This window comes from Mesorhizobium sp. M0166 (assembly GCF_040322255.1).
GTDB lineage: Bacteria > Pseudomonadota > Alphaproteobacteria > Rhizobiales > Rhizobiaceae > Mesorhizobium.
This window is the reverse complement of the sequence record NZ_JAMYTD010000001.1, coordinates 297644-323588: the sequence shown is the minus strand read 5'-3', so window position 1 is coordinate 323588 and position 25945 is coordinate 297644. Positions and strand designations below refer to the sequence as shown.

General features: G+C 62.6%; 25 protein-coding genes. 10 read left to right on the top strand and 15 right to left on the bottom strand.

Annotated elements, in window-relative coordinates; genetic code table 11:
• Nucleotides 1-38: 38 nt before the first annotated feature.
• From dxs to NKJ46_RS01555, 6 genes are all read right to left on the bottom strand, one after another.
• Nucleotides 39-1952, bottom strand: coding sequence for a 1-deoxy-D-xylulose-5-phosphate synthase (gene dxs, locus NKJ46_RS01580; protein WP_352516531.1), 1914 nt, complete (start codon nt 1950-1952; stop codon nt 39-41).
• A gap of 81 nt (nt 1953-2033) precedes the next feature.
• Nucleotides 2034-2954, bottom strand: coding sequence for a pirin family protein (locus NKJ46_RS01575; protein WP_352660986.1), 921 nt, complete (start codon nt 2952-2954; stop codon nt 2034-2036).
• A 9-nt stretch (nt 2955-2963) separates the two neighbouring features.
• Nucleotides 2964-3230, bottom strand: coding sequence for a DUF2277 domain-containing protein (locus NKJ46_RS01570; protein WP_023716908.1), 267 nt, complete (start codon nt 3228-3230; stop codon nt 2964-2966).
• A 109-nt stretch (nt 3231-3339) separates the two neighbouring features.
• Nucleotides 3340-3591 carry an exodeoxyribonuclease VII small subunit gene (locus tag NKJ46_RS01565; protein ID WP_031211056.1) on the bottom strand — a complete coding sequence of 84 codons (252 nt, stop codon included), beginning with the start codon at nt 3589-3591 and terminating at the stop codon, nt 3340-3342.
• Nucleotides 3592-3594: 3 nt separating this feature from the next.
• A complete protein-coding gene (locus NKJ46_RS01560) occupies nt 3595-4521 on the bottom strand; it encodes a histone deacetylase family protein (protein WP_352661335.1) in 927 nt (308 codons plus the stop codon).
• Between the two features lie 127 nt (nt 4522-4648).
• A complete protein-coding gene (locus NKJ46_RS01555) occupies nt 4649-5302 on the bottom strand; it encodes a TetR/AcrR family transcriptional regulator (protein WP_352660984.1) in 654 nt (217 codons plus the stop codon).
• Nucleotides 5303-5420: 118 nt separating this feature from the next.
• Between NKJ46_RS01555 and NKJ46_RS01550 the strand changes: the two genes are divergently transcribed.
• Nucleotides 5421-6644, top strand: a complete 1224-nt coding sequence (locus NKJ46_RS01550) for an MFS transporter (protein WP_352660982.1) — start codon at nt 5421-5423, stop codon at nt 6642-6644.
• Nucleotides 6645-6703: 59 nt separating this feature from the next.
• Here the strand turns inward: NKJ46_RS01550 and ribB are convergent, their stop codons facing one another.
• Both ribB and aroC read right to left on the bottom strand, forming a co-directional pair.
• A complete protein-coding gene (gene ribB / locus NKJ46_RS01545) occupies nt 6704-7804 on the bottom strand; it encodes a 3,4-dihydroxy-2-butanone-4-phosphate synthase (RefSeq protein ID WP_352660979.1) in 1101 nt (366 codons plus the stop codon).
• A gap of 105 nt (nt 7805-7909) precedes the next feature.
• Nucleotides 7910-9019 carry a chorismate synthase gene (gene aroC / locus NKJ46_RS01540; protein WP_352660977.1) on the bottom strand — a complete coding sequence of 370 codons (1110 nt, stop codon included), beginning with the start codon at nt 9017-9019 and terminating at the stop codon, nt 7910-7912.
• Nucleotides 9020-9093: 74 nt separating this feature from the next.
• Here aroC and NKJ46_RS01535 point away from each other — a divergent pair, with 74 nt between their 5' ends.
• The 6 genes from NKJ46_RS01535 (at nt 9094) to NKJ46_RS01510 (ending at nt 15092) form a co-directional block, all read left to right on the top strand.
• On the top strand, nt 9094-9279 hold the full coding sequence (locus NKJ46_RS01535; RefSeq protein WP_352660974.1) for a hypothetical protein: 186 nt from the start codon (nt 9094-9096) through the stop codon (nt 9277-9279).
• Between the two features lie 15 nt (nt 9280-9294).
• On the top strand, nt 9295-9558 hold the full coding sequence (locus NKJ46_RS01530) for a DUF1344 domain-containing protein (protein ID WP_023716902.1): 264 nt from the start codon (nt 9295-9297) through the stop codon (nt 9556-9558).
• A gap of 415 nt (nt 9559-9973) precedes the next feature.
• A complete protein-coding gene (locus NKJ46_RS01525; protein WP_352660971.1) occupies nt 9974-10198 on the top strand; it encodes a DUF1194 domain-containing protein in 225 nt (74 codons plus the stop codon).
• Between the two features lie 275 nt (nt 10199-10473).
• Nucleotides 10474-11604 (top strand): efflux RND transporter periplasmic adaptor subunit, encoded by a 1131-nt coding sequence (locus tag NKJ46_RS01520; protein WP_292661581.1) that lies wholly within the window; start codon nt 10474-10476, stop codon nt 11602-11604.
• Nucleotides 11601-14804: an efflux RND transporter permease subunit gene (locus NKJ46_RS01515; protein ID WP_352660968.1), complete on the top strand. Its 3204-nt coding sequence runs from the start codon at nt 11601-11603 to the stop codon at nt 14802-14804. The genes NKJ46_RS01520 and NKJ46_RS01515 overlap by 4 nt, the downstream gene beginning before the upstream one ends.
• A gap of 138 nt (nt 14805-14942) precedes the next feature.
• Entirely contained in the window at nt 14943-15092 is a 150-nt protein-coding gene (locus NKJ46_RS01510) for a DNA ligase-like domain-containing protein (protein WP_352660965.1), read from the top strand.
• Between the two features lie 235 nt (nt 15093-15327).
• On the opposite strand, the gene NKJ46_RS01505 is transcribed toward NKJ46_RS01510, so the two are convergent.
• The 4 genes from NKJ46_RS01505 to NKJ46_RS01490 form a co-directional block, all read right to left on the bottom strand.
• On the bottom strand, nt 15328-15915 hold the full coding sequence (locus tag NKJ46_RS01505; RefSeq protein ID WP_352660962.1) for a histidine phosphatase family protein: 588 nt from the start codon (nt 15913-15915) through the stop codon (nt 15328-15330).
• Between the two features lie 31 nt (nt 15916-15946).
• Complete coding sequence (gene fabI, locus NKJ46_RS01500) at nt 15947-16765, bottom strand: enoyl-ACP reductase FabI (protein ID WP_031211054.1); 819 nt, start codon at nt 16763-16765, stop codon at nt 15947-15949.
• Nucleotides 16766-17271: 506 nt separating this feature from the next.
• Nucleotides 17272-18441: a DUF1501 domain-containing protein gene (locus NKJ46_RS01495; protein ID WP_352660959.1), complete on the bottom strand. Its 1170-nt coding sequence runs from the start codon at nt 18439-18441 to the stop codon at nt 17272-17274.
• A complete protein-coding gene (locus tag NKJ46_RS01490) occupies nt 18432-19799 on the bottom strand; it encodes a S8 family serine peptidase (RefSeq protein ID WP_352660956.1) in 1368 nt (455 codons plus the stop codon). Before NKJ46_RS01490 ends, NKJ46_RS01495 begins: the two co-directional genes overlap by 10 nt.
• A gap of 173 nt (nt 19800-19972) precedes the next feature.
• Between NKJ46_RS01490 and NKJ46_RS01485 the strand changes: the two genes are divergently transcribed.
• Entirely contained in the window at nt 19973-20551 is a 579-nt protein-coding gene (locus NKJ46_RS01485; RefSeq protein WP_292663892.1) for a hypothetical protein, read from the top strand.
• Nucleotides 20552-20561: 10 nt separating this feature from the next.
• On the opposite strand, the gene NKJ46_RS01480 is transcribed toward NKJ46_RS01485, so the two are convergent.
• Nucleotides 20562-22292: an adenylate/guanylate cyclase domain-containing protein gene (locus NKJ46_RS01480; protein ID WP_352660952.1), complete on the bottom strand. Its 1731-nt coding sequence runs from the start codon at nt 22290-22292 to the stop codon at nt 20562-20564.
• Between the two features lie 159 nt (nt 22293-22451).
• Here NKJ46_RS01480 and NKJ46_RS01475 point away from each other — a divergent pair, with 159 nt between their 5' ends.
• Nucleotides 22452-23690, top strand: coding sequence for a YcaO-like family protein (locus tag NKJ46_RS01475; protein ID WP_352660949.1), 1239 nt, complete (start codon nt 22452-22454; stop codon nt 23688-23690).
• A 75-nt stretch (nt 23691-23765) separates the two neighbouring features.
• Here the strand turns inward: NKJ46_RS01475 and NKJ46_RS01470 are convergent, their stop codons facing one another.
• Together NKJ46_RS01470 and NKJ46_RS01465 are read right to left on the bottom strand one after the other, a co-directional pair.
• Nucleotides 23766-24692, bottom strand: coding sequence for a DnaJ C-terminal domain-containing protein (locus NKJ46_RS01470; protein WP_352660946.1), 927 nt, complete (start codon nt 24690-24692; stop codon nt 23766-23768).
• A 100-nt stretch (nt 24693-24792) separates the two neighbouring features.
• Nucleotides 24793-25254, bottom strand: a complete 462-nt coding sequence (locus NKJ46_RS01465) for an RT0821/Lpp0805 family surface protein (RefSeq protein ID WP_352660943.1) — start codon at nt 25252-25254, stop codon at nt 24793-24795.
• A 39-nt stretch (nt 25255-25293) separates the two neighbouring features.
• Here NKJ46_RS01465 and pdxH point away from each other — a divergent pair, with 39 nt between their 5' ends.
• A complete protein-coding gene (pdxH, locus tag NKJ46_RS01460; RefSeq protein WP_352660940.1) occupies nt 25294-25911 on the top strand; it encodes a pyridoxamine 5'-phosphate oxidase in 618 nt (205 codons plus the stop codon).
• Nucleotides 25912-25945: the final 34 nt, after the last annotated feature.

Genomic DNA, 25945 nt, shown 5'->3' with positions numbered 1-25945 from the left:
AAGTTGAATCGCTTCGGCGTCGCCGGAATGCGTCCAAGCTAGGCGCGCTGGGCCTGCGCTGTGTGCCCCAGCGCCACGAACACGGTGCGCACGATGCCGGCGCTGTCCAGCCCGGCGTCGGCATACATCTTTTCCGGCTTGGCATGGTCGACGAAAGCGTCGGGCAGCACCAGCGGGCGCACCTTCAAGCCGCTTTCCAGCAGCCCTTCATGGGCCAGGAACTGCAGCACATGGCTGGCGAAGCCGCCGACCGCGCCCTCTTCCACCGTCACCAGTATCTCGTGCGAACGGGCCAGCCGCCGGATCAGATCTTCGTCGAGCGGCTTGGCAAAACGGGCATCGGCGACCGTGGTAGAAAGCCCTGCCGCGCCGAGCTCCTCGGCCGCGGCCAGGCAATCCTGCAGCCTGGTGCCGAAGGAAAGCAGCGCTACCTTGGTGCCCTCCCTGACGATCCGGCCCTTGCCGATCTCCAACACCGAGCCGCGTTGCGGCATCTCGACACCAACGCCGTTACCGCGCGGGTAGCGGAAGGCGATCGGGCCGTCATCGTAGCTTGCAGCGGTGCGTACCATGTGGCGCAGTTCGGCCTCATCGGCCGCCGCCATGACGACGAAACCGGGCAGCGTCGCCAGGAAGGTCGTGTCGAAGGCGCCGCAATGGGTGGCACCATCGGCGCCGACGAAGCCGGCGCGATCGATCGGAAAGCGCACCGGCAATTTCTGGATTGCCACGTCGTGGACGACCTGGTCGTAGGCGCGCTGGAGGAAGGTCGAGTAGATCGCAGCGAAAGGCTTGAAGCCTTCCGTGGCAAGACCGGCGGCGAAGGTCACCGCATGCTGCTCGGCAATGCCGACATCGAAGGTCCTCGCCGGAAACGCTTCGCCGAACAGATCAAGCCCGGTGCCGTTCGGCATGGCGGCGGTGATGGCGACGATGCGGTCGTCCTCTCGGGCCTCCTGGATCAGGCTTTCGGCAAACACCTTGGTGTAGCTCGGCGCATTGGCGGGCGCCTTGGCCTGGGCGCCGGTAATGACGTCAAATTTGTTGACGCCGTGATATTTGTCGGCGGCCGCCTCGGCCGGGGCATAGCCCTTGCCTTTCTGGGTCACGACGTGGATCAACACCGGGCCGTCGGCATTGTCGCGGACGTTCTTCAGCACCGGGATCAGGTGCTCGAGGTTGTGACCGTCGATCGGGCCGATGTGGTAGAACCCCATTTCCTCGAACAGCGTGCCACCGGTGACGTAACCGCGCGCATGCTCGACCGCGCGCTTGATGGCGCGATCGGCGCGCTCGCCGAGATAGGACGTCAGCTTCTTGCCGAAATCGCGCAACCCAAGATAGGTCTTGCCTGAGGCGAGCCGCGCCAGATAGGCGCTCATCGCACCGGTCGGCGGAGCGATCGACATATCGTTGTCGTTCAAGATGACGATTAGCCGGGCATCGAGTGCGCCGGCATTGTTCATCGCCTCATAGGCCATGCCGGCCGACATGGCGCCGTCGCCAATAACGGCAATGACATTGTTGCGGCCATCGGACAGATCGCGCGCCATGGCCATGCCGAGGCCGGCTGAAATCGAGGTCGAGGAGTGGGCTGCGCCGAACGGATCGTATTCACTCTCGACGCGACGCGTGAAGCCGGACAGGCCGCCCTCCTGCCGCAGCGTGCGGATGCGGTCGCGGCGGCCAGTCAGAATCTTGTGCGGATAGGCCTGGTGGCCGACGTCCCAGATCAGCCGGTCGTCCGGCGTGTTGAACACGTAGTGCAGCGCGACGGTCAGTTCAACGACGCCAAGGCCGGCGCCGAGATGCCCGCCGGTGTGCGAGACGACGTCGATCAGTTCGGCGCGAAGCTCTGACGCCAGCTGCGGCAGGTCGCCTTCGGCAAGCGTGCGCAAATCGGCTGGGACGCGGACCTTGTCGAGAAGCGGCGTATCGGGCTTTGCGTTCACTGTTTGCGAGCCTGGTCAGATTTTCTGTTCATCGTGAAATATGCCGCTGGCCGGCGAATGTAAATGTGGCGGTAACGCGCATCAGCTTTCGGGCAGTGGGATGAACTCTTGCTCGTCTCCAGGAACGATATCGAAGCGGCCTGTCTTCCATTCTTCTTTCGCCTGCTCGATGCGTTCCTTTGAGGACGATACGAAATTCCACCAGATATAACGTTTCGAACCGAGCGAAGCGCCGCCAAACAGCATGAAATGGGCGCCGCCCTCCGATGAAACAACGACCTCATCGCCAGGCCGGAAAACCAGCAGCCGCTCGGCCGGGAAGCGGTCACCGGATATCGAAACCTCGCCTTCCAGCGTATAGATGGCGCGCTCCTCGGCATCGGCCGGGATCTTCACGCTGGCACCCGGCGCCAGCCTGAGATCGGCATAAAGCGTGTCCGAAGCGGTGGCGACCGGGGAGCGCAGTCCGGAAAACGCACCGATGACGATACGACCGCTAACCCCCTCGGCGTCGATTTCGGGCAGGCGCAGGGCCGCGGTGTTTTGGAAGACCGGCGCGACCTCCTCCTTGCCGTCCGGCAGCGCCAGCCATGTTTGCAGGCCAGAAACCGACATCGGCGCGCCGCGCAATTCTTCCGGCGTGCGCTCCGAATGGACGATGCCACGGCCGGCGGTCATCAAATTCACATCGCCGGGTTGGATCACCATCTCGGTGCCGAGCGAATCGCGGTGCCTGATCTTGCCGTCGAATAGGTAAGTCACCGTCGACAGGCCGATATGTGGATGCGGACGGACGTCGAGCGCCTGGCCGGCCCGCAGAACCGCCGGACCCATGCGGTCGAAGAAGATGAAGGGTCCGACCAGCCGGCGCCTGGCCGTCGGCAAGGCGCGGCGAACCTGAAATCCGCCGATGTCCTTGGCGTTCGGAATGACCATCAGTTCGATCTGATCGCTGGCGAAGGCATCGCCCATCTGCGGATCGTTTCCGGGAAAGAAGCTCACGCGGTCCCCTCAGGCGAAGCGAAGTGCAGATTTGGCCTTCGCCTTGGCCGCCACCTCTTCGCGATTGCGCGGATGCTGTGTCGTCTCGAGGCTGTCGAGCAATTCGCGCGCCGAGGCGGCGATGGCCTCGACGGCATGGTCGAACGCATGCTGGTTCTGTTTCGACGGCCGCGTCGTTCCGCTCAGCTTGCGGACAAACTGGAGCGCCGCATCGCGGACCTCGTCATTGGTTGCCGGCGGATCGAAATTGAACAGGGTTTTGATGTTTCTGCACATCGTTCGCAATCTCCTCTCGTCCTGGAGCCGTTTCAAACGGTATGAGTTTTATCCTCAATCGTGATGATGTCCAAAGCCGGTAAGCACAATTGTCGTTCGAGGCCGTGCCTCAATCCGCATCCAGCGGCTCTGTCCCCACCGGCTTACCGTCGCGCGACAGCCTGATTTTCTCGACCTTGTCCTCGGCCGCTTTCAGCAGCCGGTCGCAATGCGCCTTCAGCGCCTCGCCGCGCTCATAAATGCGGATCGACTGGTCGAGCGGCACGTCGCCGCGCTCCAGATCGTCGACGATCCTCTCCAGCGCCTCGAGCGCCTGCTCGAAGCTCATCGCCTTAACGTCCTCGTTGGTCTCACCAGCCATCGTCTATCCCTTCATCAGCCGCCCAACATGGGCGGCGACTGAAAATGCCAATCCCTGCAGATCGTAGCCGCCCTCGAGCAGGCTGACGAGCCGGTTGCCGCTATGGCGTCCGGCGCGTTCGAGCAACTGGCCGGTCGCCCAGTCGAAATCATCCTCGGTCAGGTTGATCTCGGCCAGCGGATCGCGGTGGTGGGCGTCGAAACCGGCGGAGATGATGATGAGGTCGGGCGCAAAATTGTCGAGCGCCGGCAGGATGCGCGACAGAAAGGCGTCGCGGAAACTGTCGCTGCCGCTCTGCGGCGCCAGCGGCGCGTTGACGATGTTGCCGGCGCCGGTTTCGCTCGCGGCCCCGGTTCCCGGGTAAAGCGGCATCTGGTGTGTCGAGCAATAGAGCACTGACGGATCGTCCCAGAAGATGTCCTGCGTACCGTTGCCGTGATGCACATCCCAGTCGACGACGGCGACGCGGTCGGCGCCATGCTTCTTCTGCGCGTAGCGTGCCGCGATCGCCGCGGTGTTGAACAGGCAAAAACCCATCGAGGTGGTCTTTTCGGCATGATGGCCGGGCGGCCGCGCGGCGACGAAGACGTTGTCGGCACGGCCGGTGAAGACGTCGTCGACAGCGGCGTTGGCAGCGCCGATCGCGGTCACGGCCGCCTGCCAGCTCTTTGGGCTGGCGGTGGTGTCGGCGTCGATACGGGCGATGCCGGTGTCCGGTATCGCTGCGCGGACACGTTCGGCGAATTCGGGCGGATGCGCGTAAAGGATGGTTGCCTCGTCGCCTTCAGGCGCCTGGACGCGATCGAGCGCCGCGAAGGCCTCGTCGTCAAGCACACGCTCTATGGCGCGCAGACGGTCCGGCCGCTCCGGATGACCGGGCGGGGTTATGTGCTCGAGGAAAATCGGATGGGTGTAAAGTCTCGTGACCATGCCCCCGATATAGGCGCGCCTTACCGCTTTGGCCATGTTTTCGCGTCTCGCTGGTGCGATGTTCAACAGGGTTTACGCGGCCGGCCTCGGCTGGATCGAGCTGTCTGACATTGGCGAAAAGATGACCTCAGGCCGGTGATCGGTCAACCTCGGGCTGTATCGCCGACGGTCGATCAGGTTGATGCAGCCTGCCGGTGCGATTGAGCAGTCCTTCCAGAAGAACCTTGAACGCCTTCACTGCCTTCTTCGATGTCGCTTCGGGATCGTTCGAATTTGCGATCCACTGCGCCGCATGCAGCGAGGCGCCGCTGACCAGCCTTGCCGCGGCTTCGGGATCGACGGCGAGAATTGTCCCCTCGTCGCGCAGTCTTTGCAGGCTCTCTGTCATCGAACGGATGCATGTGCTCTGGCTTGGCCATTGCGATGGATCGCCGAGCACTGCCGGCCCGTCACGAAGCACGATACGCTGGATCTCGGGCTCCAGCGCCATCTCGATATAGGCGGTGCATTCGTCGACAAAGCCCTGCCAGAGATTGTCCGGCTTGGCCGAAACGACCTTCAGCCGGGCCGACATTTCGGCGTCGATCTCGGCGATGACCGCCTGGAGAAGGCCCTTCTTGTCGCCGAAATGGTGATAGAGCGCACCGCGCGTCAGCCCGGCCGATGCCGTGAAGTCATCCATCGAGGCTTCGGCATAGCCGAGCGTGCCGAAGGCCTGGCGCGCCGCGGCAATCAGTTTGGCGCGGGTCTCGGCAATCATCTCCTTGCGTGGTCTGTGCATGCTCTGGCCCTATTAACATACGCTTCGTATGCCAATTGACATACGCCGCGTATGATCTATTTAAACTCATACGCTACGTATGTAATCGCCGAACCGGCCGTTGTCGAGGAGCCAGACCATGCAAAATCCCTATTCGCAGATCTTTCGCGCGCCCGGCGCCAAGGGCTTTGCCGCCGCCGGCTTCGTTGCCCGGCTGCCGATGGCCATGGCTCCGATCGGGATCGTCGCCATGCTGTCACAGACCGATGGCGAATACTGGCTGGCCGGCGCCGTCTCCGCGACATATGCGCTGGCCAACGCTTTCGTCGCCCCGCAGGTATCGCGACTGGTGGACCGCCTCGGCCAGACGCGGATCGTGGTGCCGACCACCGTGATTTCCACGCTCGCTTTCGCGATCCTGATTGCGGCGGCCAATCAGCATTGGCCGATATGGACGCTATTCGTCTCGGCGCTGCTCGCCGCCGTCATGCCCAGTATCCCGGCAATGGTGCGCGCGCGCTGGACGGAGATTTTTCGCAACCGTCCCGAGTTGAACACGGCGTTCGCCTTCGAGTCGGCGGCGGACGAGCTGGTCTACATCGCCGGCGCATCGCTGTCGGTGGGGCTGAGCGTCGCGCTTTTCCCGGAAGCGGGAGTGATCGCGAGCACATTGTTCCTCGCCTTCGGTTCGACGGCCTTCGTCCTGCAGCGCTCGACCGAACCGCGAGCCCGACCGGTGGAACATGGTTCAGGCGGCTCGGCAATCCGCCTCCGGCCGGTCCAGATCATCACCTTGGCCCTGATCTTCATCGGCGCGACCTTCGCCACCACGGAGGTGAGTACCGTGGCGATCACCAAGGAGCTTGGCCAGCCGGGCGCGGCCAGCTTCGTCATCGGCGTCTACGCGCTCGGATCGTTCGTCGTCGGCATCATCATCGGCGCCCTGAACCTGAAAGTGCCGCTGCAAATTCAGCTTGCTATCGCAATCGCCATCATTGCGCTTACCACGCTGCCGCTGCTCGTCGCCGACACTGTGCCGCTGCTGGCACTGGCCGTCTTCGTCAGCGGCGTGGCGATCTCGCCGACCTTCATCACGGCATTCGGCCTGATCGAGCGGCGCGTGCCCGAGGCGGTGCTGACCGAGGGTGTGACCTGGGTGATGACCGGCATCGGCATCGGCATGGCGCTCGGCTCGTTCGCCGCCGGCTGGGTGGTGGACGCTTTCGGCGCGCAGAACGGGTTCTGGGTATCGGTGGCATCGGGCACAATCGCGCTGGTCATCGTGCTCGCCGGCCAGCGCAGCCTTGCCGCGCCGGACTGCGACATGGCTGCATGCGACGCAGCCGCGGTCGCTGCGGAATAGTTTCCGGTGCGTCCGGTCCCGAGGCGGGGCCGGACGTATACCAGCATCGTGAGAATGGCCTAAAGAATCTCGGTCTTGGCGATGTGGATGCCAAAACCTTCGAGACCGACATAATGGCGCTCGCGCGAGGCGATCAGATTGATCGAGGAAATGCCGAGATCCTTGAGAATTTGCGCGCCGAGGCCGATCTCACGCCATTCGTTTTCGCGACGGCGCGCCTCTTCATGATCTTCGCGGTCGCCGGCAGCCGGCCGCTTGCGTTCCTGATGGGCGACGCCGACCGAGCCTTCACGCAGATAGACAATGACGCCGCGCTTGCGCTCGCCCATCGCCTTCATGATGGCATCCAGCCTGTGGCTGATGCCGAAGACGTCACTCACCACGTCCTCAGAATGAAGGCGCACCGGCACCTCGACGCCGTCGCGGATGTCGCCGAAGACGACCGCCACGTGATGCATGGAATCCCAGGGCAGCGTATAGGTGAAGACCTGCGCCTTGCCGCCGGGCGTCTCGATGTCGGAACAGGCGACGCGTTCGACCAGCGTTTCCTTGCGTTGCCGGTAGGCGATGAGGTCAGCGACCGAGATTTGCTTCAACCCGTGCTTTTCGGCGAAGGCCTGCACCTGCGGGCCGCGCATGACTGTGCCGTCATCATTGACCAGCTCGGAAATGACGCCGACCGGCGGCAGGCCGGCGAGCTTGCAGAGGTCGACTGCGGCTTCGGTATGGCCCGAACGCATCAGCACGCCGCCTTCGCGCGCGATCAGCGGAAAGATGTGGCCGGGGCGCACGAAATCGGACGCGCCGACATTGCCATTGGCGAGATTGCGCACCGTCAGCGTGCGGTCGTCCGCCGAAATGCCAGTCGTGGTGCCGTGCTTGAAGTCGACGCTGACGGTAAAGGCAGTGGTGTGGGCAGAATCATTGTCGGCCACCATCGGCGACAGGTTGAGCCGCTTGGCTTCCTCGCGCGGCATCGGCGTGCAGACAATGCCTGACGTGTTGCGCACGATGAATGCCATCTTTTCCGGCGTGCAATGGACGGCGGCGACGATCAGGTCACCCTCGTTCTCGCGCCCGTCATCGTCCATGACGACGACGATCTCGCCGCGCTCGAAGGCGCGCAGGGCTTCAACGATCTTCTTCTGGTCGTAAGGCATAAGTGCTCGCTTCGCTCGCAGGGAATAGGGGAGTAGGGCAGTACGGGAGTAGGGAAAAGGAAAAAATGCTGTCGCGGGAGCTGCATAACCTACTCCCGTACTGCCCTACTCCCCTACTCCCCTACCTGTCTGTCCCCGATGACGCAGATAATGATCGGCAATGGCGCAGGCAACCATCGCCTCGCCGATCGGCACGGCGCGGATGCCGACGCATGGATCGTGCCGGCCCTTGGTCATGATCTCGACGTCATTGCCGTCCTTGTCGATCGACTTTCGCGGCGTCAGGATCGACGAAGTCGGCTTGACGGCAAAGCGTGCGATGATCGCCTGGCCGGTCGAGATGCCGCCGAGGATGCCGCCGGCATTGTTGGACAGGAAGACCGGCTTGCCGTCATTGCCCATGCGCATCTCATCGGCATTCTCCTCGCCGGTGATGCGGGCGGCCTCGAAACCGTTGCCGATCTCGACACCCTTGACGGCGTTGATCGACATCAGGCCGGCGGCGATATCCTGGTCGAGCTTGGCATAAATCGGCGCGCCAAGCCCCGCCGGCACGCCGTCGGCGACGATCTCGATGACCGCACCGACCGAGGAGCCCGCCTTGCGGATGCCGTCCAGATATTTGGTGAAGACGGCGACCGACGCCGGATCGGGAGTGAAGAACGGGTTTTCGGCGTCGCCGACGAAATTCCAGTTCCAATTGGCGCGATCGATCGATTTTTCGCCCATCGACACCAGCGCGCCGCGTACCACCATGCCGGGCACGACCTTGCGGGCAAGCGCCCCGGCCGCCACCCGCGCCGCCGTCTCACGCGCCGAGGAGCGGCCGCCGCCGCGGTAATCGCGCAGGCCGTATTTGACCTCGTAAGTGTAATCGGCATGGCCCGGCCGGAACTGACGCGCGATGTCGCCATAATCCTTGGAGCGCTGGTCGACATTCTCGATCAGCATCGACACCGGCGTGCCGGTGGTGATCATCGTCTCACCGTCCTCATCGAGAATGAAGCCGGACAGGACCTTGACCTCATCCGGTTCGCGACGCTGCGTCACAAAACGTGACTGGCCGGGGCGGCGCTTGTCAAGCTCGGCCTGGATCTCGTCGCGAGTGAAGCGGATGCCTGGCGGACAGCCGTCGACGACGCAGCCCAGCGCCGGCCCATGGCTTTCGCCCCAGGTGGTGACGCGGAAAAGATGACCGAACGTGTTGTGCGACATGGAACCAGCCCTGCCGGCGTCGAAGCCGGCTCAGCGCATGACCCCGAAAATCGGAGCGATCTTCGGAACGGATCATGCACAAAATCAAAACTGCTACAGCGTTCTTTGCGCGTCCAGGAGGACGCGCTGCGCTGCAGCTTGCCTTCTATTGGCGTTTTCCACAGTGGTCAAACTGTGATCCGGCGGATTTAGTTTTGACACATTCGATTGGTTTCTGCTCAGTTCCGTTCCGTTGGACCGAGCCGCTGTACCGGCAATGATTAAAGAGGACGATGATGCGTATCCTGATTGGCGCTGTTGCCGCCACGCTGTTGATTTCCACCGCCGCCTTCGCCGGCCAGACCGAAGGCCTGATCAAGAAGGTCGACAAGGATGCGCTGACGCTGACGCTTGACGACGGCAAGTCGTACAAGCTGAACGCCGAAACCGACCTCGATGCGCTGAAGCCGGGCATGGACATCGTCCTCGCCTATGACGTGACCAATGGCGAGAACGTCGTCACCGACATGGAACTGCCGGACACCGGATCGACCGAGTAGAGTCTTTCCGACCGACCCATGCCGCGCAGCGGTTTCGTTCTTCGCCCCATCTTGGCCGCAACGACGTTGCTTGCCCTTGCCTGAAAACAACTGCGGCGCCGCGTTGGCGCCTTGCGCTGGCACCTGCCTCTTGACGCTTCCGGCCGTGATACGCTCCTACCAATCGGTCATCATGCGTGTGGCCGAAGGCGGGTGACGAGCGTGGCGAGTTCCGCTTGACGGTGTGTGTTGGTTCTGGCGAATACCGCTTTGAGCCGGGTGCGCGCGGTTTCACGGCTGACGCCGAGTGCAATTGCCGCCGTAGCATCCTCCCGTTTGACCAACCGGATGGACGCGCCGAGATGATGTCCTTCATTCCACGCTTCGTTGGTCCGAAAAACCCGAACGGGCACAGGCGTGCTATTCGCTCTGGCGGGTGAGCCTGACAACGTCGCTGTCGGCCACGGCGGAGCAGGTTTCCTCGGTGGATCTCGAACTGGTTCTTTGTGTCGATGTATCGTCTTCAATGAGCGACGCGGAACAACGGCTGCAGCGGGAGGATATGTCAACCACTGCTCGATGCCGCAGTGTTGCAGTCCATTTGAATCCGGCCGGCGTGGTAATGCCCATATCGGTCTCCTTCGACCAATATGAATCATAAGCCGTCCATCAAAGGAATCCTGAATCCCTTAATTCGCGACTGACTTTAGCCCGGTGGCGGGCAGCCACAGGGTGGACATTTCAGCTCACATGGAAAATGATCATGTTGCCATGCACAACACTGCAGTGCGACGAGAAGCCTGAGCGTAGAAGCGGATCAACCGACCTCCGGTCCAGCGAGCGAGGACGCAAATGGACACCCCAGAGAATGGCCAATTGCATCGCGACGCGGGCGGGCGACCCCGTCGATCGGCCAGCTGGCTTGCCCGTGCTGCCATGTCGGCGGCATTCCTGCTCGGCATGGCTTTCAGCAGCACTGCGTTTGCGCAGGACCAGCAGCTTCCCGTGGTGACGGTGGCCAAGCCGGTGGTCCGTGAAATCATCGAAGACGACGAGTTCGTCGGGCGCTTCGAAGCCGTCGACCAGGTCGCCATCCGTTCGCGCGTCAGCGGCTATCTGGACAAAATCAGCTTCCAGGACGGCGCACTGGTCAACAAGGGCGACCTGCTCTTCACCATCGACCAGCGTCCGTACCAGGCGGCTTATGATGCCGCCAAATCGCAAGTGGACGTCGCCAAGAGTCTGCTCGAATTCTCCAAGATGCAGCTGGATCGTGCCGACGAACTCGCCAAGACCGGCAATATCTCCACGGCGACGGTCGACGACCGCCGGCGGGAATACCTTTCGGCGCAGGCGCAGATGCAGGGCGCGACGGCTGCGCTGACGACGGCCAGCCTGAACATGGAATTCACCGAGATCAAGGCGCCCTTGTCCGGCCGCATCGACCGCCGGCTGGTGTCGGTCGGCAACCTCGTGCAGCCGGATTCCACCTTACTGACGACCATCGTTACGCGCGATCCGATCGACTTCTATTTCGACGTCGACGAGCGCCTGTATTTCAGCTACGCCCGCGACGCGAAGGAGCGTGGCGGCAGCATGCAGGAAGGCGCCGGCGGGCTCGATGTGGTGGTTCGCGTCGCCGACCGCGCGGAGGCGGTATTCAAAGGCAAGCTCGATTTTGCCGAGAACCGGATCGACAACGCGACCGGCACCATGCGGGTGCGTGCAAGGTTTCCCAACGCCGACGGCATTCTCCAGCCAGGCATGTTCGGGCGCATCAACGTGCCGGGGTCGCTGCCGCATAGCGGCGTGCTGGTGCCCGACGAGGCGATCGGCGCCGATCAGGATCGCCGCATCGTGTTCCTGGTGGATGAGGCCGGGATGGTGTCGGCGAAGCCCGTGCGCACCGGCCCGCTTCTCGACGGCTACCGGGTGATCCGCGGGGGCCTGACCGGCGACGAGACGATCATCGTCAACGGGCTGATGCACGCCAGGCCCGGCACCAAGGTGAAGGTCGAGATGGTGACGTTGCCGCCCAGGGCCGAGACCGCCGGGTTGCAGCAATGAGGTTCGCACATTTCTTCGTCGACCGTCCGATCTTCGCATCGGTCGTTTCGATCGTCCTGCTGATCCTCGGCGGGATTGCTTATACCCAGCTGCCGGTCGCGCAATATCCCGAGATCGCGCCGCCGACCATCGTCGTTCGCGCGCAGTATCCGGGCGCCGACGCCGAGACGGTCGCAGCGACGGTGGCAACGCCGATCGAGCAGGAGATCAACGGCGTCGAGGGCATGCTCTACATGTCGTCCTATTCGTCGGGCGACGGGGCGATGGCGCTGACCATCACCTTCAAGCTGGGCACCGATCTCGACCAGGCGCAGGTGCTGGTACAGAACCGCGTGTCGGTCGCCGAGCCGCGCCTGCCCGAAGAAGTCCGCCGCCTCGGCATCACCACCACCAAGACCTCGCCCGACCTGATGATGGTCGTGCACATGCTGTCGCCCGACAATACCTACGACCAGCTCTACGTCTCGAACTACGCCCGCTCGCGGGTGCGCGACATACTGCTCAGACTCGACGGCGTCGGCGACCTCATCATCTTCGGCGAACGCGAATATTCGCTGCGCATCTGGCTCGATCCGGAAAAACTGTCCGCCCTGGGGATGACCTCGGGCGATGTGGTGCAGGCGCTGCGCGACCAGAACGTCCAGGTGTCGGGCGGCTCGATCGGCGCGCCGCCGACCAGCACCGGCACGGCGTTCCAGTACACGGTCACCACGCAAGGGCGCTTCAACGACGCACGCGACTTCCGATACGTGATCGTCAAATCGACCGACGACGGCCGCCTGATCTCGCTGCAGGACGTGGCGCGCATCGAGCTCGGCGCCAAGGATTACGTCACCAACTCCTATCTCAACGGCAAACCGGCGGTGGCGCTCGCCATCTTCCAGCGGCCGGGCACCAATGCGCTCGCCGCAGCCGCGGAGATCCAGGACAAGATGAAGGAGCTTTCCCGCGACTTCCCGAAGGGGTTGAGCTACGACATCGTCTACAATCCGACCGAGTTCGTCGCCGAGTCGATCCAGGAGGTCTACAAGACGATCCTCGAGGCGATGCTGCTGGTCATCATCGTCATCATCGTCTTCCTGCAATCGTGGCGCATGGCGATCGTGCCGATTGTGGCGATCCCCGTGTCCCTGATCGGCACGCTGGCGGTGCTTTACGCTGCCGGCTTCTCGCTCAACATGCTGACGCTGTTCGGCCTCGTTCTGGCGATCGGCATCGTTGTCGACGATGCGATCGTCGTGGTCGAGAACGTCGAGCGCAATATCGCCGGAGGGCTGGCGCCCAATCCGGCGTCGCACCTGACCATGGACGAAGTCGGAACGGCGGTCATCGCGATCTCGCTGGTGCTGATAGCCGTGTTCGTACCGACAGCCTTCATCCCCGGCATTTCTGGGCAGTTCTACCTGCAGTTTGCGATCACCATCGCGGTGTCGACGGCGATCTCCGCATTCAATTCGCTGACGCTTTCGCCAGCGCTGGCCGCACTGCTGTTCAAGCCGCACCACGCCGCGGCGGCGCCGCCGCGCTTTTTCCTGGCGCGGTTCGGACGGGCGCTCGCCGATGGCTTCAATCGCGGCTTCGACAGGGTCGCCCACTGGTATTCGAGTATCATCCGCGTGCTGGTCGGCTCGTGGATAACGATCGCCGCCATGCTGGCCGTTTTCGCGGGCCTCATCTACGCCACGGTCTACATGGTGCAGGCGGTGCCGCGCGGTTTCATTCCGTCGCTCGACCAGGGCTATGCGATCGTCGTCGTCCAGTTGCCGGACGGCGCCTCGCTGTCGAGGACCGATGGGGTCATCCAGCAGGCGTCGCAGATCATCCAGAAAACGCCAGGCGTCGACTACGCAGTCGCCTTCGCCGGCTTCTCCGGCGCGACTTTCACCAACGCCAGCAACGCGGGCGTGATCTTCGCCAGGTTCAAGCCCTTTGACGAGCGACTGAAAGCCGGCCAGTCGGCGACCCAGGTCATCGGCAATCTGTTCGGCAGCCTGCAAAGCATCAAGGAAGCCTTCATTATCGCACTGCCGCCGCCGCCGATCCGCGGCGTCGGCAATGCCGGCGGCTTCAAGCTGCAGATCCAGGAGCGTAACAGCGCCGACATGCGGCAGATCCTGGCGCTTGCCAACGAAATCGCCGGCAAGGCCAACAAGACGCCGGGGCTGACGGGCGTGTTCACCACGTTCTCCGCGTCGAGCCCGCAGTTCTTCCTGGCGATCGATCGCGACAAGGCGCGCATCCTGAACGTGCCGATCCCCAACATCTTCGAGACGCTGTCGATCAATTTGGGCACAGCCTACGTCAACGACTTCAACGCTTTCGGGCGCGTCTACCAGGTGCGGGCGCAGGCCGACCAGGCGTTCCGCCTCGATCGCGCCGACATCTTGAAACTGAAGGTGCGCTCGGCGACCGGCGCGCTGGTTCCGCTCGGCACGTTGATCGAGATCCGCGACGTCACCGGCCCGGCGCTGGTCCAGCGCTACAACATGTACGTCTCGGTGCCGCTGCAGGGCAACGCCGCGCCCGGCGTTTCCACGGGCGACGCGCTGGCATTGATGGAAGGGATCACGGCAAAGACGCTGCCGGCCGGTACCTCCTATGAATGGACCGAGCTCGCCTATCAGGAGCGCAGCACCGGCAATGCCGCTGTCTATATCTTCGGACTGTCGGTGCTGTTCGTGTTCCTGGCGCTGGCGGCGCAATATGAAAGCTGGGTGCTGCCGTTCGCCATTGTGCTGGTGGTGCCGCTCGGCGTGCTCGCGGCGTTGCTCGGCGTGTCTTTCCGAGGGCTGGACAACAACATCCTCGTGCAGATCGGGCTCATCGTGCTGATCGGGCTTGCCGCCAAGAACGCGATCCTGATCGTCGAATTCGCGCGCCAGGCGCAGGAACGCGGCCTGTCGGCCGCCGAGGCTGCCGTCGAAGCCTGCCGGCTCAGGCTGCGGCCGATCCTGATGACCGCTTTCTCGTTCATCCTCGGCGTCGTGCCGCTGGTGATCGCAACGGGCCCGGGCGCAGAAATGCGCCAGTCGCTGGGCACGGCGGTGTTCTTCGGCATGCTCGGCGTCACCTTCGTCGGCCTGTTCCTGACGCCGGTGTTCTACGTCACGCTCAGGTCGCTGTTTTCACGGCGCAAGCCCCGTGCCGAGGCCGAGCCTTCAGGGCCGGCAGAGGCGCCATCGGAGACGGCCGCCGAGTAGGGTTACGAATTCGCCGCGTCGGGCGCGGCTTATCACGCCAGAAAATCGGCGCGGCGCGGCAATGGCCACGATCTGCGCGACCTCGGCGTCGAGGTGCGGCGGAGAACCTGCTCGGTCTGACCCAGCCCAAGCGAGACGATGCCGGGCGGCGAGGCCAACGCGATCTTCTATCTGGTCGACCAGGCGGGGCTTGAGGGCATAGTGTCGAAGCGACTTGGCAGCAAATATCGCAGCGGCAACACGACGGCATGGCTGAAGACCAAAAGCACCGTCGCCGGATACGCTTGAACCCCCATAACGGTCATTTGCCGAGTCGTTCTCAAACGATGCATTTGGCGCAACCGCGACCTCCGGAGTCCTCGCTTGCGATGTCTGCTTTCAGGACGCGGCGAGCTGATCCTATGACCGAAATGCGGCGCGAAGCGGCTATTCGGGGCTCGCCACCTGGAGGTCGGGTCACCTTGCATCGTCCCCATTTGCCTTCAATGCCTGAGAAGGGGCTGATCGTTAAGAGTTTGACCCCTCAAAGCCACTCCAGGCGCCGGCCGTCCAGCCTGAGCAGGCGGTCCTGCGGCACTTCCATGCTGACCGCATCTTGTTCGGGCATTCCCAGCACGAAACGGAACAGCGCGCGCATGACGCCACCATGGGTCACGCAGACCGTCTGGCGATCAAGCGCGTCGAACCACGGCTTCACCCGTTCGAGCAGCATCTGATAGCTTTCGGCGCCCTCGCCGGGCGGCTGGAAATTCCATTTATCGAGGCGGCGTTGCCTGGTCGAACCGGGATTGTTCGCCTCGAGTTCGGCAAAGGTGAAACCCTGCCAGTCGCCAAAGCTCAATTCTACGAGCAGCGGCTCGGTACGATAGGTGTGCGGATCGAGCTTCATCGCCGCGCGCAGGCGCTCCATCGTCTCGCGCGTGCGCCGCATCGGGCTGGCGACAAAGTCGAAATCTTCGGGCTTGTCGATGAGTTCGGCCAGCCTACGCCCGTTGCGGCTAGCCTGCTCGCGGCCAAGCTCGTTGAGGTCGGTATCGGCCTGCCCCTGCAGCCGGGCCTCGGCGTTCCACGCCGTCTGGCCGTGGCGCACGATATAGACGAGCGGGTACATCAGGTCTTCCGGAAGAGATCAGGCGGTGGTGTCAGTCCTTGACCGTCGAAATATCCGGCGCGTCGACCGCCTTCATGCCGACAACATGATAGCCGGAATCGACATGATGGATCTCGCCGGTGACGCCGCGCGAAAGGTCGGACAGGAAATAGACGCCGGAATCGCCGACCTCCTCCTGCGTGACCGTCTGCTTCAACGGCGAATTGTATTCGTTCCACTTCAGGATGTAGCGGAAATCGCCGATGCCGGATGCGGCAAGCGTCTTGATCGGGCCGGCGGAGATGGCGTTGACGCGGATCTTCTTGGCGCCGAGGTCGACGGCCAGATAGCGCACGCTGGCTTCGAGCGCCGCCTTGGCGACACCCATGACGTTGTAGTGCGGCATTACCTTTTCCGCGCCGTAATAGGTCAGCGTCAGCAGCGAGCCGCCGTCGGTCATCAGCGCCTCGGCGCGTTTGGCGATGGTGGTGAAGGAATAGACCGAAATATCCATTGTGCGTAGGAAGTTGTCGCGCGTCGTCTCGACATAGCGGCCGGTCAGCTCGTCCTTGTCGGAGAAGGCAATGGCGTGGACGAGGAAATCGAGCTTGCCCCAATGGCTGGCGATATCGGCGAACACCGCATCGAGGCTGGCCGGGTCGGTCACATCACAATGGCCGGCGACATGCGCGCCCAGTTCCGCCGCGAGCGGCTCGACGCGTTTCTTGAACGCCTCGCCCTGATAGGTCAGCGCGATCTCGGCGCCATGGTCTACACAGGCCTTGGCGATGCCATAAGCGATCGAGCGATTGTTGGCGATGCCAAGGATAAGGCCGCGCTTGCCGGCCATAAGGCCCCGTCCACCCGCCATGTCAGCGCTCTCCGCAAGGTTCTCTACGTTGTGGAGTGCCTATCGCACAGCCACAGTGCCCCTTCAAGCGTTCAAAGCGGACAGTTCGGGGGACAAAGCCGTTGGTCTACAGAGCCGCGCATCCTTTGGACGCGCAAAGAATGCTGTAGCACGTTGACCTTGCAGTCGTGGGCCAGTGGAAAGATCGGACACTTAGTATCTGTGTGGCACGGCGGAAGATGACCCTTTGGGGGAAGTTCGTTAGCCAGCCGAAGTCACGCCATGACCCAAGACAACGTCCATGGTTTGAGCCGTGGACGACCGCTTTGCGCCCCGTCTCGGGCATTCAAGCTAGCTCGGCCATTGCCTTAAACCGGACATTATAGGCGACCGCGCTGTAGGCCGGCATTCGAAACCCTTCACAATATCCGTCATTCCGGAAGCTTCCCAGAAGCGGCCACTTAAGATTAGGCGTCGCGTATTGCAGTTCGATGCGCCCCGTAGCCGACGAAAACGCGGATAAGAAGCTAAACCGCGCTGGAGATCACATCGAAGCAGTCTCCGCCTGGACAACGGTTCCTGATAAACAGTCCACGCACCGCCGGTATCCCGGCAGCACCTGGGAAAATTTTAGCCACTGCTCGGTCAGAAAGATGCAGGTGTTCCGTCAGCACGCCCTTTATGATCGATCGTACGTCCGTCGTAGCAGCCAAGTCTGTTCCGCCATGAAGCAGGTCTCGAGCAAGACCGGGCCAGCGATTGCCTACTCGCCCGCCGGCAACGGCGCCACCCATTAACAATGTGACGCTCGCGACGCCGTGATCAGTGCCGCCGTCGGTGTTGGGCACCACGGAACGGCCGAACTCCGTGACCACCAGCACCGCCGTCCTGTTCCAGGCAGGCCCGGACGCTTGGGCAAATGCAATGAGGCCCCGCGCCAGCCCATTCAAACTCCGCGCCAGCCTTCCGAAGTCCGCTCCCTGCGCCACATGCGTGTCGAAGCCGGCCACCTCGAGCATCGCGATCCGCGGTCCGCCCGTAGCTGACAGGGCAAGCGCCGCGCTCCTGGCCGCGTCGCCGAAGCGAGCCGCGTCGCATGCGGCATGTTGTTCCAGAAGGCTTTCGCTGGTCTTTGCGCCGGACGGCCAAGTGCCCTCGGCGCAGAGGCGGACGAAGTCGAGCCGAGGATTGGCCAGCGCAAGATCGGCCAGCATGTCCATCGATCGATCGGCCGGTCTGGCCCGCCACACCGCCTTCTGCCGGCGCGACAGTACAGACGAAGCGCGGTCGAGCCATCCGGCGCTGCCGCCGTCGATATCGCCGTCGAACAGCGCCGCCTGGGCGGCCGCGTGGGACCGGCCCGCATCCGGAATTGCGGTCGCGGGCACGATGAGCAACTCGCCGCACGAGTAGTAGGGCAGAAGGGGCCCGAGCGCCGGATGAAGCGCGAAGAGCCCGTCGAGCTTGAGCATCTCGGCGACGCCGGAGTTCGGGAAAGGCACGAGGGGCCCGCGCGCCGAGGCAAAATGCGGATCGCCGTAGGGCGGCACGGCAGCTAATGCATCGAGTCCGCCACGCACGTGGACGAGCAGAAGGCGAGGATCTTCGTCCACAAGCGAGGCACCAGCCAGACGCACGCTACCGAACGCGGACGCCAAGGCCAAACCTTGCAGCGCTGCCCTTCGGGTCAGTTGCATTTAGGCTCGTCCGAACTTGGGTTCACCGGCGTACCCGCGGTCATATACCCTAGCAGATCCGTATTCGGAATAAGACTTCCCGTTGTCAGAGCCTTGTTCGTCGGCTGCGCATTGCGAACCAAAAGGCCGGCAAGTGCCGGGGCTGCGAAAGATGTGCCCGAACAGATGTTCCTCCGGAGCTTGCCGCTCTTTCGGCTCTTCCACAGTGACAGGACATTGACGCCCGGTTCAGCATAGGACGCGCCGAATGCCCCCCTGCGCCATAGCGTGTCGCACCAGGCGTTGCTGATGCCTTGGCATTTCCCAGGAGTTGCCACCTGAATATATTCGCTGTTGGAAGCCGACGCGCTGTATATCGCTCCCACCTTGTTTCCTGTCGTCACAGGCGAAAAATAAGTCGCTGCATTGGCCGGGAAATAAGACTGTACCCAAGGACCCTCTTCGTCTTCCCGGGGGTTGCCCGCAGCTATCACAACGCGCACCTGACGGTCGGCGATCTGATAAAGAAGGGCGTCGAGAAATTTAAGATCTTGCAACGTGCTTCCGCGTCTGGTGCTCTCCAGATATAATGCACCCCAACTCACGTTCAGAATATCCCCGGCAACCGCGTTGTCCCGAACATAGCGAAGCGCGAGAAGAGGCGGGCCGAAAATTTCGGTCTTCAGCTTACTGAAGGCCTTTACGATCTTGAGCGGGGCGTCGGGGCTGACACCAACCAGACCTATATACTGGTCGCCCTGCTTGACGCGCTTTCCGCCGATAACTGCTGCCACCATCGTCCCGTGCCCTACCGTGTCGTCGAGGCTCGACACGGTCTGGCATGGGCTGCTCGTGCAATCGATGGCTTCCTGAACCTTGAGGAGCCCGGCGGTGACAACGTTCCAATCCACTCCGCTGTCGATGATCCATACGGTGGGCGATCCTGAAGCCACCGGCTGTGGTGACCCGACGACCCTGCAGACGCTGGGAGGGACAACGTCCGCAGTCGGCGAGGTGCCCAGGAGTTCCGGCCCCTCGCAGCTGGCACCATCGAACAGGTTCACCACGAAAGGATCCGGCTCCTCATATCCCCTGGAGCGCAGCTCTTCGATCTCGCTCTCGGAAAAGGTCCCCGTCACGATGCTGATACCGATATCCGGCATATCCACCGCTTCCAGCTTGCCCTTGCCTGCGATGAACTTGTTCAGCGCGCCGATATCCTTGCGTAACTCCGCCGCCCTGGCGATGTCGACGATGAAAGTCTTTTCGATGTCACCGCTGTCGGTGAGGCCCTCCTCGCTTGACGCTTCCGGTCTCACTGTTCCGACAACGGCGAGGAGACAGCCGAGCAACAGCACACGAAGTTGAGCAAGTATCATTCGTACACCCTCCGGCTGTCGTTACTGATACCGCGAGGATCAGAATGCTCCCAATACGGCTTTCTGTCCATGAAAACATCGAGTCGATGCGAGCATGCCGCCTGCGCATTGCTTGCGACAGATGCAAAATGCGTTTAGGCTATTTGCATTGACCTCGGAGGGGAGCCTCGGCGATGCCCAGGGCAGAATTGAAGCCAGGTCGGCAAGTCCAAGAGATCGGCGCAGCGATCGTAGGGGCCTGGCTCAAGCTTTTGCCGGCCTCATCACGTATCTTGTCCATGGATTCAACAGATCCCCTAACAATTACCATTGATCGGCAGATTTTCGCCGTCGGTGATACTATCAGGCTTCGGCCGGAAGCAGGCCGTGCCATCGGCAACATCAGGGTCCGGACCGCCGCCGCCGGAACAGCGCCACATTCGCAGACACTGACGATAGAAGATCTAAATGGGCAGCCCATAAAATACGAGGATGACCCTCTCGACGGGGGCGACGCGATCCCGGATGCTGTCGCCTATGCGGACCTGAAGCGTGATCTCAAGATCGTGCTGGAAGACATCGTGGAAACGGGAGTGTCTGTCGAAGTTCACGTAGACGAACCGAACTTGATCAATGTGGTGGTGCCCCAGGTGCCGAGGGGGGTCCTGACCCGCGGCGATCTGATCGATTATCTCCACGACTATCACAAATATGCCCAGGGCAGGCACTACCATGACGAGCTAGCCACGGCCGTGCTCTTCGGCTGCAGATAGTCGCCAGCCCCTACTCGGGCAATCCCGCTTCCCGCATGCCGTTGAGCAGCGTGTTGCGGTCTCCGTCCAGCTTGTAAGGTTCCTTGGTGGCGAACCGCCGCCCGGAGAACTCCGGTGCACCACGCAGAACCAGCAACGTGTAGCTCTTCGCCTCTTGGCTTCGGCCAAGCAGGGCGTTCGCTGCAGCCAGATAGACCTTGACCCAGGTCGGCATGGTGGACGAGCGGCCCAGATCGACAACTGCCTTGTCCGGACGGTGGGCAATGAAATGGGCAAGACCGCGGAATGGCCAATACCATGAAGGCTCGTACAGGGGATCGAGCACTCGCGCCCGTTCGAACCAGTCCAAGGCACTTTGGGGCTCGCCGGCAAATGTTTGATAAGTCCCTTGATAGGAGACCTGCTCGGGATCGTGCGGATTGAGTTCGAGCGCGCGTGTGTATAGCTGAGATGCGACGTCGAAATCACGACGGTGGAGGAGCACCCAGCCCAGTATGTTCAGGCAGACTGGATCATTGGGGGAAAGCGCCACCGCTTTTTTGGCGATGTCATAAGCCTCGGCAAGCACCGCATCCGACGGCCCCATGTCGCGAAACCATTCAAGCTGTTTATAGTGGGCGAGCTTGGCGTACGCGCGCCCGTAGGATGGATCGAGCTCGATCGCTCGCTGATACCACTGTCGAGCCTCCATTTCGGCCGCGATGTCGCCCAGGGGCAGGGCATTGCCCCGGAGCACGCACTCATAGGCCGCGAGATTGGCAGGTGGTTTACGCCGCGCCTTCTCGGCGCCTGCGGCCGTAAGACGGCCGATAACGGTCCCGACGATCTTCCCGATCAGTTCGTCCTGGACATCGAAGATGTCCTGCTCGTCCCCGTCGTAGCGCTCGGCCCACAAGCACTCACCCGAGGTTGCGTCGACCAGCTCGCATGTAATGCGCATTCGCCGGCCCATGCGGCGGATCCCGCCTTCGATGACGAAATCCACGCCGTTATCCGCGACCAGGTCCACATCCTTGAGCCGCGTCGACGTATAATGGGACGCAACCGTAAGCTGAGTAAAGCGCGTCAGTTCCGTGACGATGTCTTCGGTGAAGCCGCCACTGAAATAGGGTTGGACGTCGCCCGCGCTCTTGAACGGGCGAACGAGGATGGAGGGCTTGCTCGGACCAGCCACCTGCGCAGTCGATGCAGGCGGCAGCCCTTTGGGCTTTTGGAACAACGAGTATACGGAAATCGGGCGTGGAATGTTCTTGAGATGCTGTTCGCCGCAATATTCAAACGGAAGATGAATTTTGTCGCGAACTTCGTCGTGCACCTTTCCGGAAAGGCAGATACCGCCCGGGCTGGCGAACTGTTCCAGGCGCGCGGCTATGTTGACGGTATCTCCAAACACATCGCCATCGGTATCGACAATGATATCACCGAAGTTGATCCCAATCCGGAGGAAAATTTCCTGGCTGGCCTTCCCCGAAGACTGGCCGACAAGCAGTTCCTGGACTTCCACTGCTGACTGCACGGCTCCGAAAGCGCTCGGAAACTCGGCGAGCATCCCGTCTCCGGTCGTTCTCACAACCCGTCCCCGGTGCTGCGTGATCCTAGGCTCTATTTCGTCCTGCATGAGATGTTTGACGAGCGCGAAGGTGCGCTCTTCGTCGCGGGCCATCAGCGACGAGTAACCGACCATGTCAGCAGCCAGGATAGCCGTCAGACGTCGCTGAAGATTGCTGTCGCCCGCGTTCATTCTCTCCCTCGGCGGGTTATATTATGTTCAACGTCGGCTTGACGATATCGAAGCGCCTCGCAGGAGTTTGCATCATACTCCAGTGCGTGTCAGCGTGCGAATGAGCATTTGGTGTAGAGGATTGAACAGTGAGGGCCGTGCTTGGGTGAAGGGTCCATAATGCCGGAGCGGCAGGCGTCCGAGGCAGGGGCCGGCGGGTCAAGCCTGGTTTACGGCCCCATCGTGATCACCGATCCCACGCTCGGATGCCCGATCACGGTCGCGGTCGGTCCCGTACGAGGGGCCAGACCTTCTCGTTTTGTGTCAGGGTGGGGCAACACCACCCAGGAGGCGGCAACCGCCTGCGGGTATGAGGCCGATGAAACCTATTTCGCCCAGATGATCCCTCATGAGCGACTCTCACGCGCCCGCGCCGGCGAATTGCGCGGGCGCGTGATCGAGCCGCCTGCACTCACACTTTTCAGTGATGCGCAGTATTGCGAGCGGCTGCATTGGAACAAAAACGTCGATGATAGCCGCGCGGTCCCGATCCGCTGGCACAGGTCGCAGCCGCTGGACTGGATCCGGAGTGATCCGCGCTTCAGCACGAGCCAGGCCTGGGTGCCTGCGGGATTGTGCTTTCTTGGGTATCCCAACGATGAGTCATCAGGTCTGCCCCCGGCTGACTCCAATGGTCTTGCGAGGGGATCGAGCATAGAGGACGCGGTCGTGCGCGGCTTCTGCGAAGTCGTGGAGCGCGATGCAACAGCCATATGGTGGTACAATCGGCTGGTTCTGCCTCGGATAGACCTGACTTCGCTGTCGGATGGACTGGCGTCCCAATACGCTGATTGGCTGCTGACGCAGAACCGCGAATTGCGGCTTCTGCTCCTGACGCTTGACCTGCCCATCCCCATTGTCGCTGCAATTTCTCATCACGTCGGGGGTGGCGCGATGGCGTTCGGATTCGCGGCCGGACGATCCATGTCGGAGGCGGCCCGGCGCGCGGTGGGGGAACTTGCAGAATGTGAGGCGAACCTTGCCCTGCTCAAACGGAACGCCGACGTGTCCGGCACGGCGGCCTTTACCCCCGGCGCGCTGCACCTCTACCGGTGGCACATGGATGAGAACATTCACCGCCGTCCTCACCTGTCCGGCAATTCAGCAGTTCAGGCCTCGTCAGTCGAGCTGCGACTGGATTGGAACTATTGCCTCGACATCTGCCGCGAGCACGAACTTGAGATCTTTGCGGTTAACCTGACGCACAACGCTGAATCGCCTGTTGCACGAGTGTTTGTACCTGGACTTCGTCCTACCAAGCCCCGGTTGGGCGGCGGCAGGCTCTATGACGTTCCTGTGCGCCTAGGTTTGAGGCCATCAGTTTCCCAGGCCATCCACGAGGTTCCCTTTCCATTGTGATCGTATGGTCGCGGGCATGCCCGCCGCGGAGGGCACGCTTTTCACACATGGTATCAAGCGCTGGCCTTTCGACCGTCATCCCTTTCGCCGGCGCATCAGCGCCTCGAGCTCGGCATCGCCGCCTTCCGGCAGCATCAGCCGCACATGCGCGTAGAGATCAGCGTGACCGCCGGCCTTTTCCGGCAGGCCCCTGCCCTTCAGCCGCAGAACCTTGTCCGAGCTCGACCAAGGAGGGACGTTGACCGCAATCCTGCCCGTCGGGGTTTCGACCGCTACTTTGGCGCCAAGCACCGCATCGGCCAACCCCACCGGCAGGTCGACATGCAGGTCGCGGCCCTCGACGCGGTAGCGAGGGTGCCGGCGAAAGCGGATCTTGACCAGTGCATCGCCCGGCTGCCCCGGCCCTTGCTCACCCTGGCCTTTCAACCGGATGGTCTGACCGTCCTCGACATAGGCCGGCAACTTGACCGCCATCTTGCGGCCGTCGGGGAACATCGCCGTCACCTTCTCCGCGGTTGCGGCCTCCTCGATGGTGACGTCCAGCGTCACGTTGAGGTCGGCTGCGGTCGGCATCCGGCGGCCGGCGCCCGTGCCGGCACCGCGCTGCTGGCTGAAAGCATCGCCGAAGATCTGGCTGAAGATGTCGCTGTTGCCGTCGAACGGATCACCGCCGGGACGGCCGGTGCGGAATTCAAAATGCGCGCCGCCCGGCCCTTGCTGCCGGCGGAAACCGGCGAAAGGATCGGCGCCGCCGGCCGCACTCTCAAACCCCTGGAACCGCGGTTTGCCTTCGGCGTCGATCTCGCCGCGATCGAAAGCCGCCCGGTTCTTCTCGTCGCCGACGATCTCGTAAGCCTGGTTGGCGGCGGCAAAACGCTCCTTTGCCTTGGGATCCGGATTCTGGTCCGGGTGATACTTCTTGGCGAGCTTCCGGTACGCCGATTTTATGTCCTTGGCCGATGCGTTCTTGGCAACGCCCAGCACCTCATAGGGGTCGCGCATGCTTACTGCCCTGGAGAAGGAGTGGTTCCATGATCGCCTCCTATATGCGCTCGCATAGGAAGAAATTCCAGTGGCTTACCACTATATCACCGGCGGAAAATCAGAGCGCCTTGAAATCCTGCATTCGCCATGCGCTGCCGCCAGCCAGGCATACTTCGCCTTTGAACAGCGCGACGCCGTCGAAGCTTTCGCGTGACGCAGTGAAGCGGCGGCATGTCTCGCCGTTAACCCTGAATTCCGCGAGCTCGGTGATGGAGCCGCGCGAGCCGGTGTCGGCATTCGCCCAGGGAACGGCCTGCCCGGCCAGTTGTTCGACGTCGGCGGAGGACACGGCATTGCGGATCGTAGCCTGGTCGGAAGCACGATCCTGATCGAGCGGCGTGACTGAGGCCGGCGTGCTCGAGGTCAGTATCGAGCGGTCCACCTCCGCCTGCTCCAGGCTGAAGCCGCCCCCGCCACAGGCGGCAAGCGGAAGAATGATTGTCACGATCATGGCTTTGACGCTGGCCGAAGCGATAACGCCCCATTGCCCACTGTCAAAAGCTTGCGCGATACGCGACAATCGGCAATCTCCCCAGCCGGCGACAAATTTGGGAAAACTATGAGCGAAACCGGGTTAACAAGCGGTGACTTTACCGAGGCGGCGGAGCCGTTCCGGCTTTTTGCGTCGTGGCTCGACGACGCTACGAAGAGCGAGATCAACGACCCCAACGGAATGGCGCTGGCGACGGTCGACGCCGAGGGCATGCCGAACGTGCGCATGGTGCTGCTCAAGGGCTTCGACGAGGGCGGCTTTGTCTTCTACACGAATCTCGAGAGCGCCAAGGGCCGCGAGATTCTTGGAAGCATGAAAGCGGCGATTTGCTTCCACTGGAAATCGTTGCGCCGGCAGGTGCGGGCGCGCGGCCCGGTGGAGATCGTCACCGATGCCGAAGCCGATGCCTATTACGCGACCCGCCCGCGCGGCAGCCGCATCGGCGCCTGGGCCTCCAAACAGTCGCGGCCGCTGGAAAGCCGCTTCGCGCTGGAAAAGGCGGTTGCCGAATATACGGCGCGCCACGCGATCGGCGACATCCCGCGGCCAAAACACTGGTCGGGCTTCCGCATCGTGCCGCAAACCATCGAGTTCTGGCACGACCGTCCGTTCCGGCTGCACGACCGTGTCGTCTTTTCACGCAACGCCGAGGGTGGCTGGGACAAGGTGAGGCTTTATCCGTAGAAAACGATGCGGCACAATGTGCTGCTTCGATCTC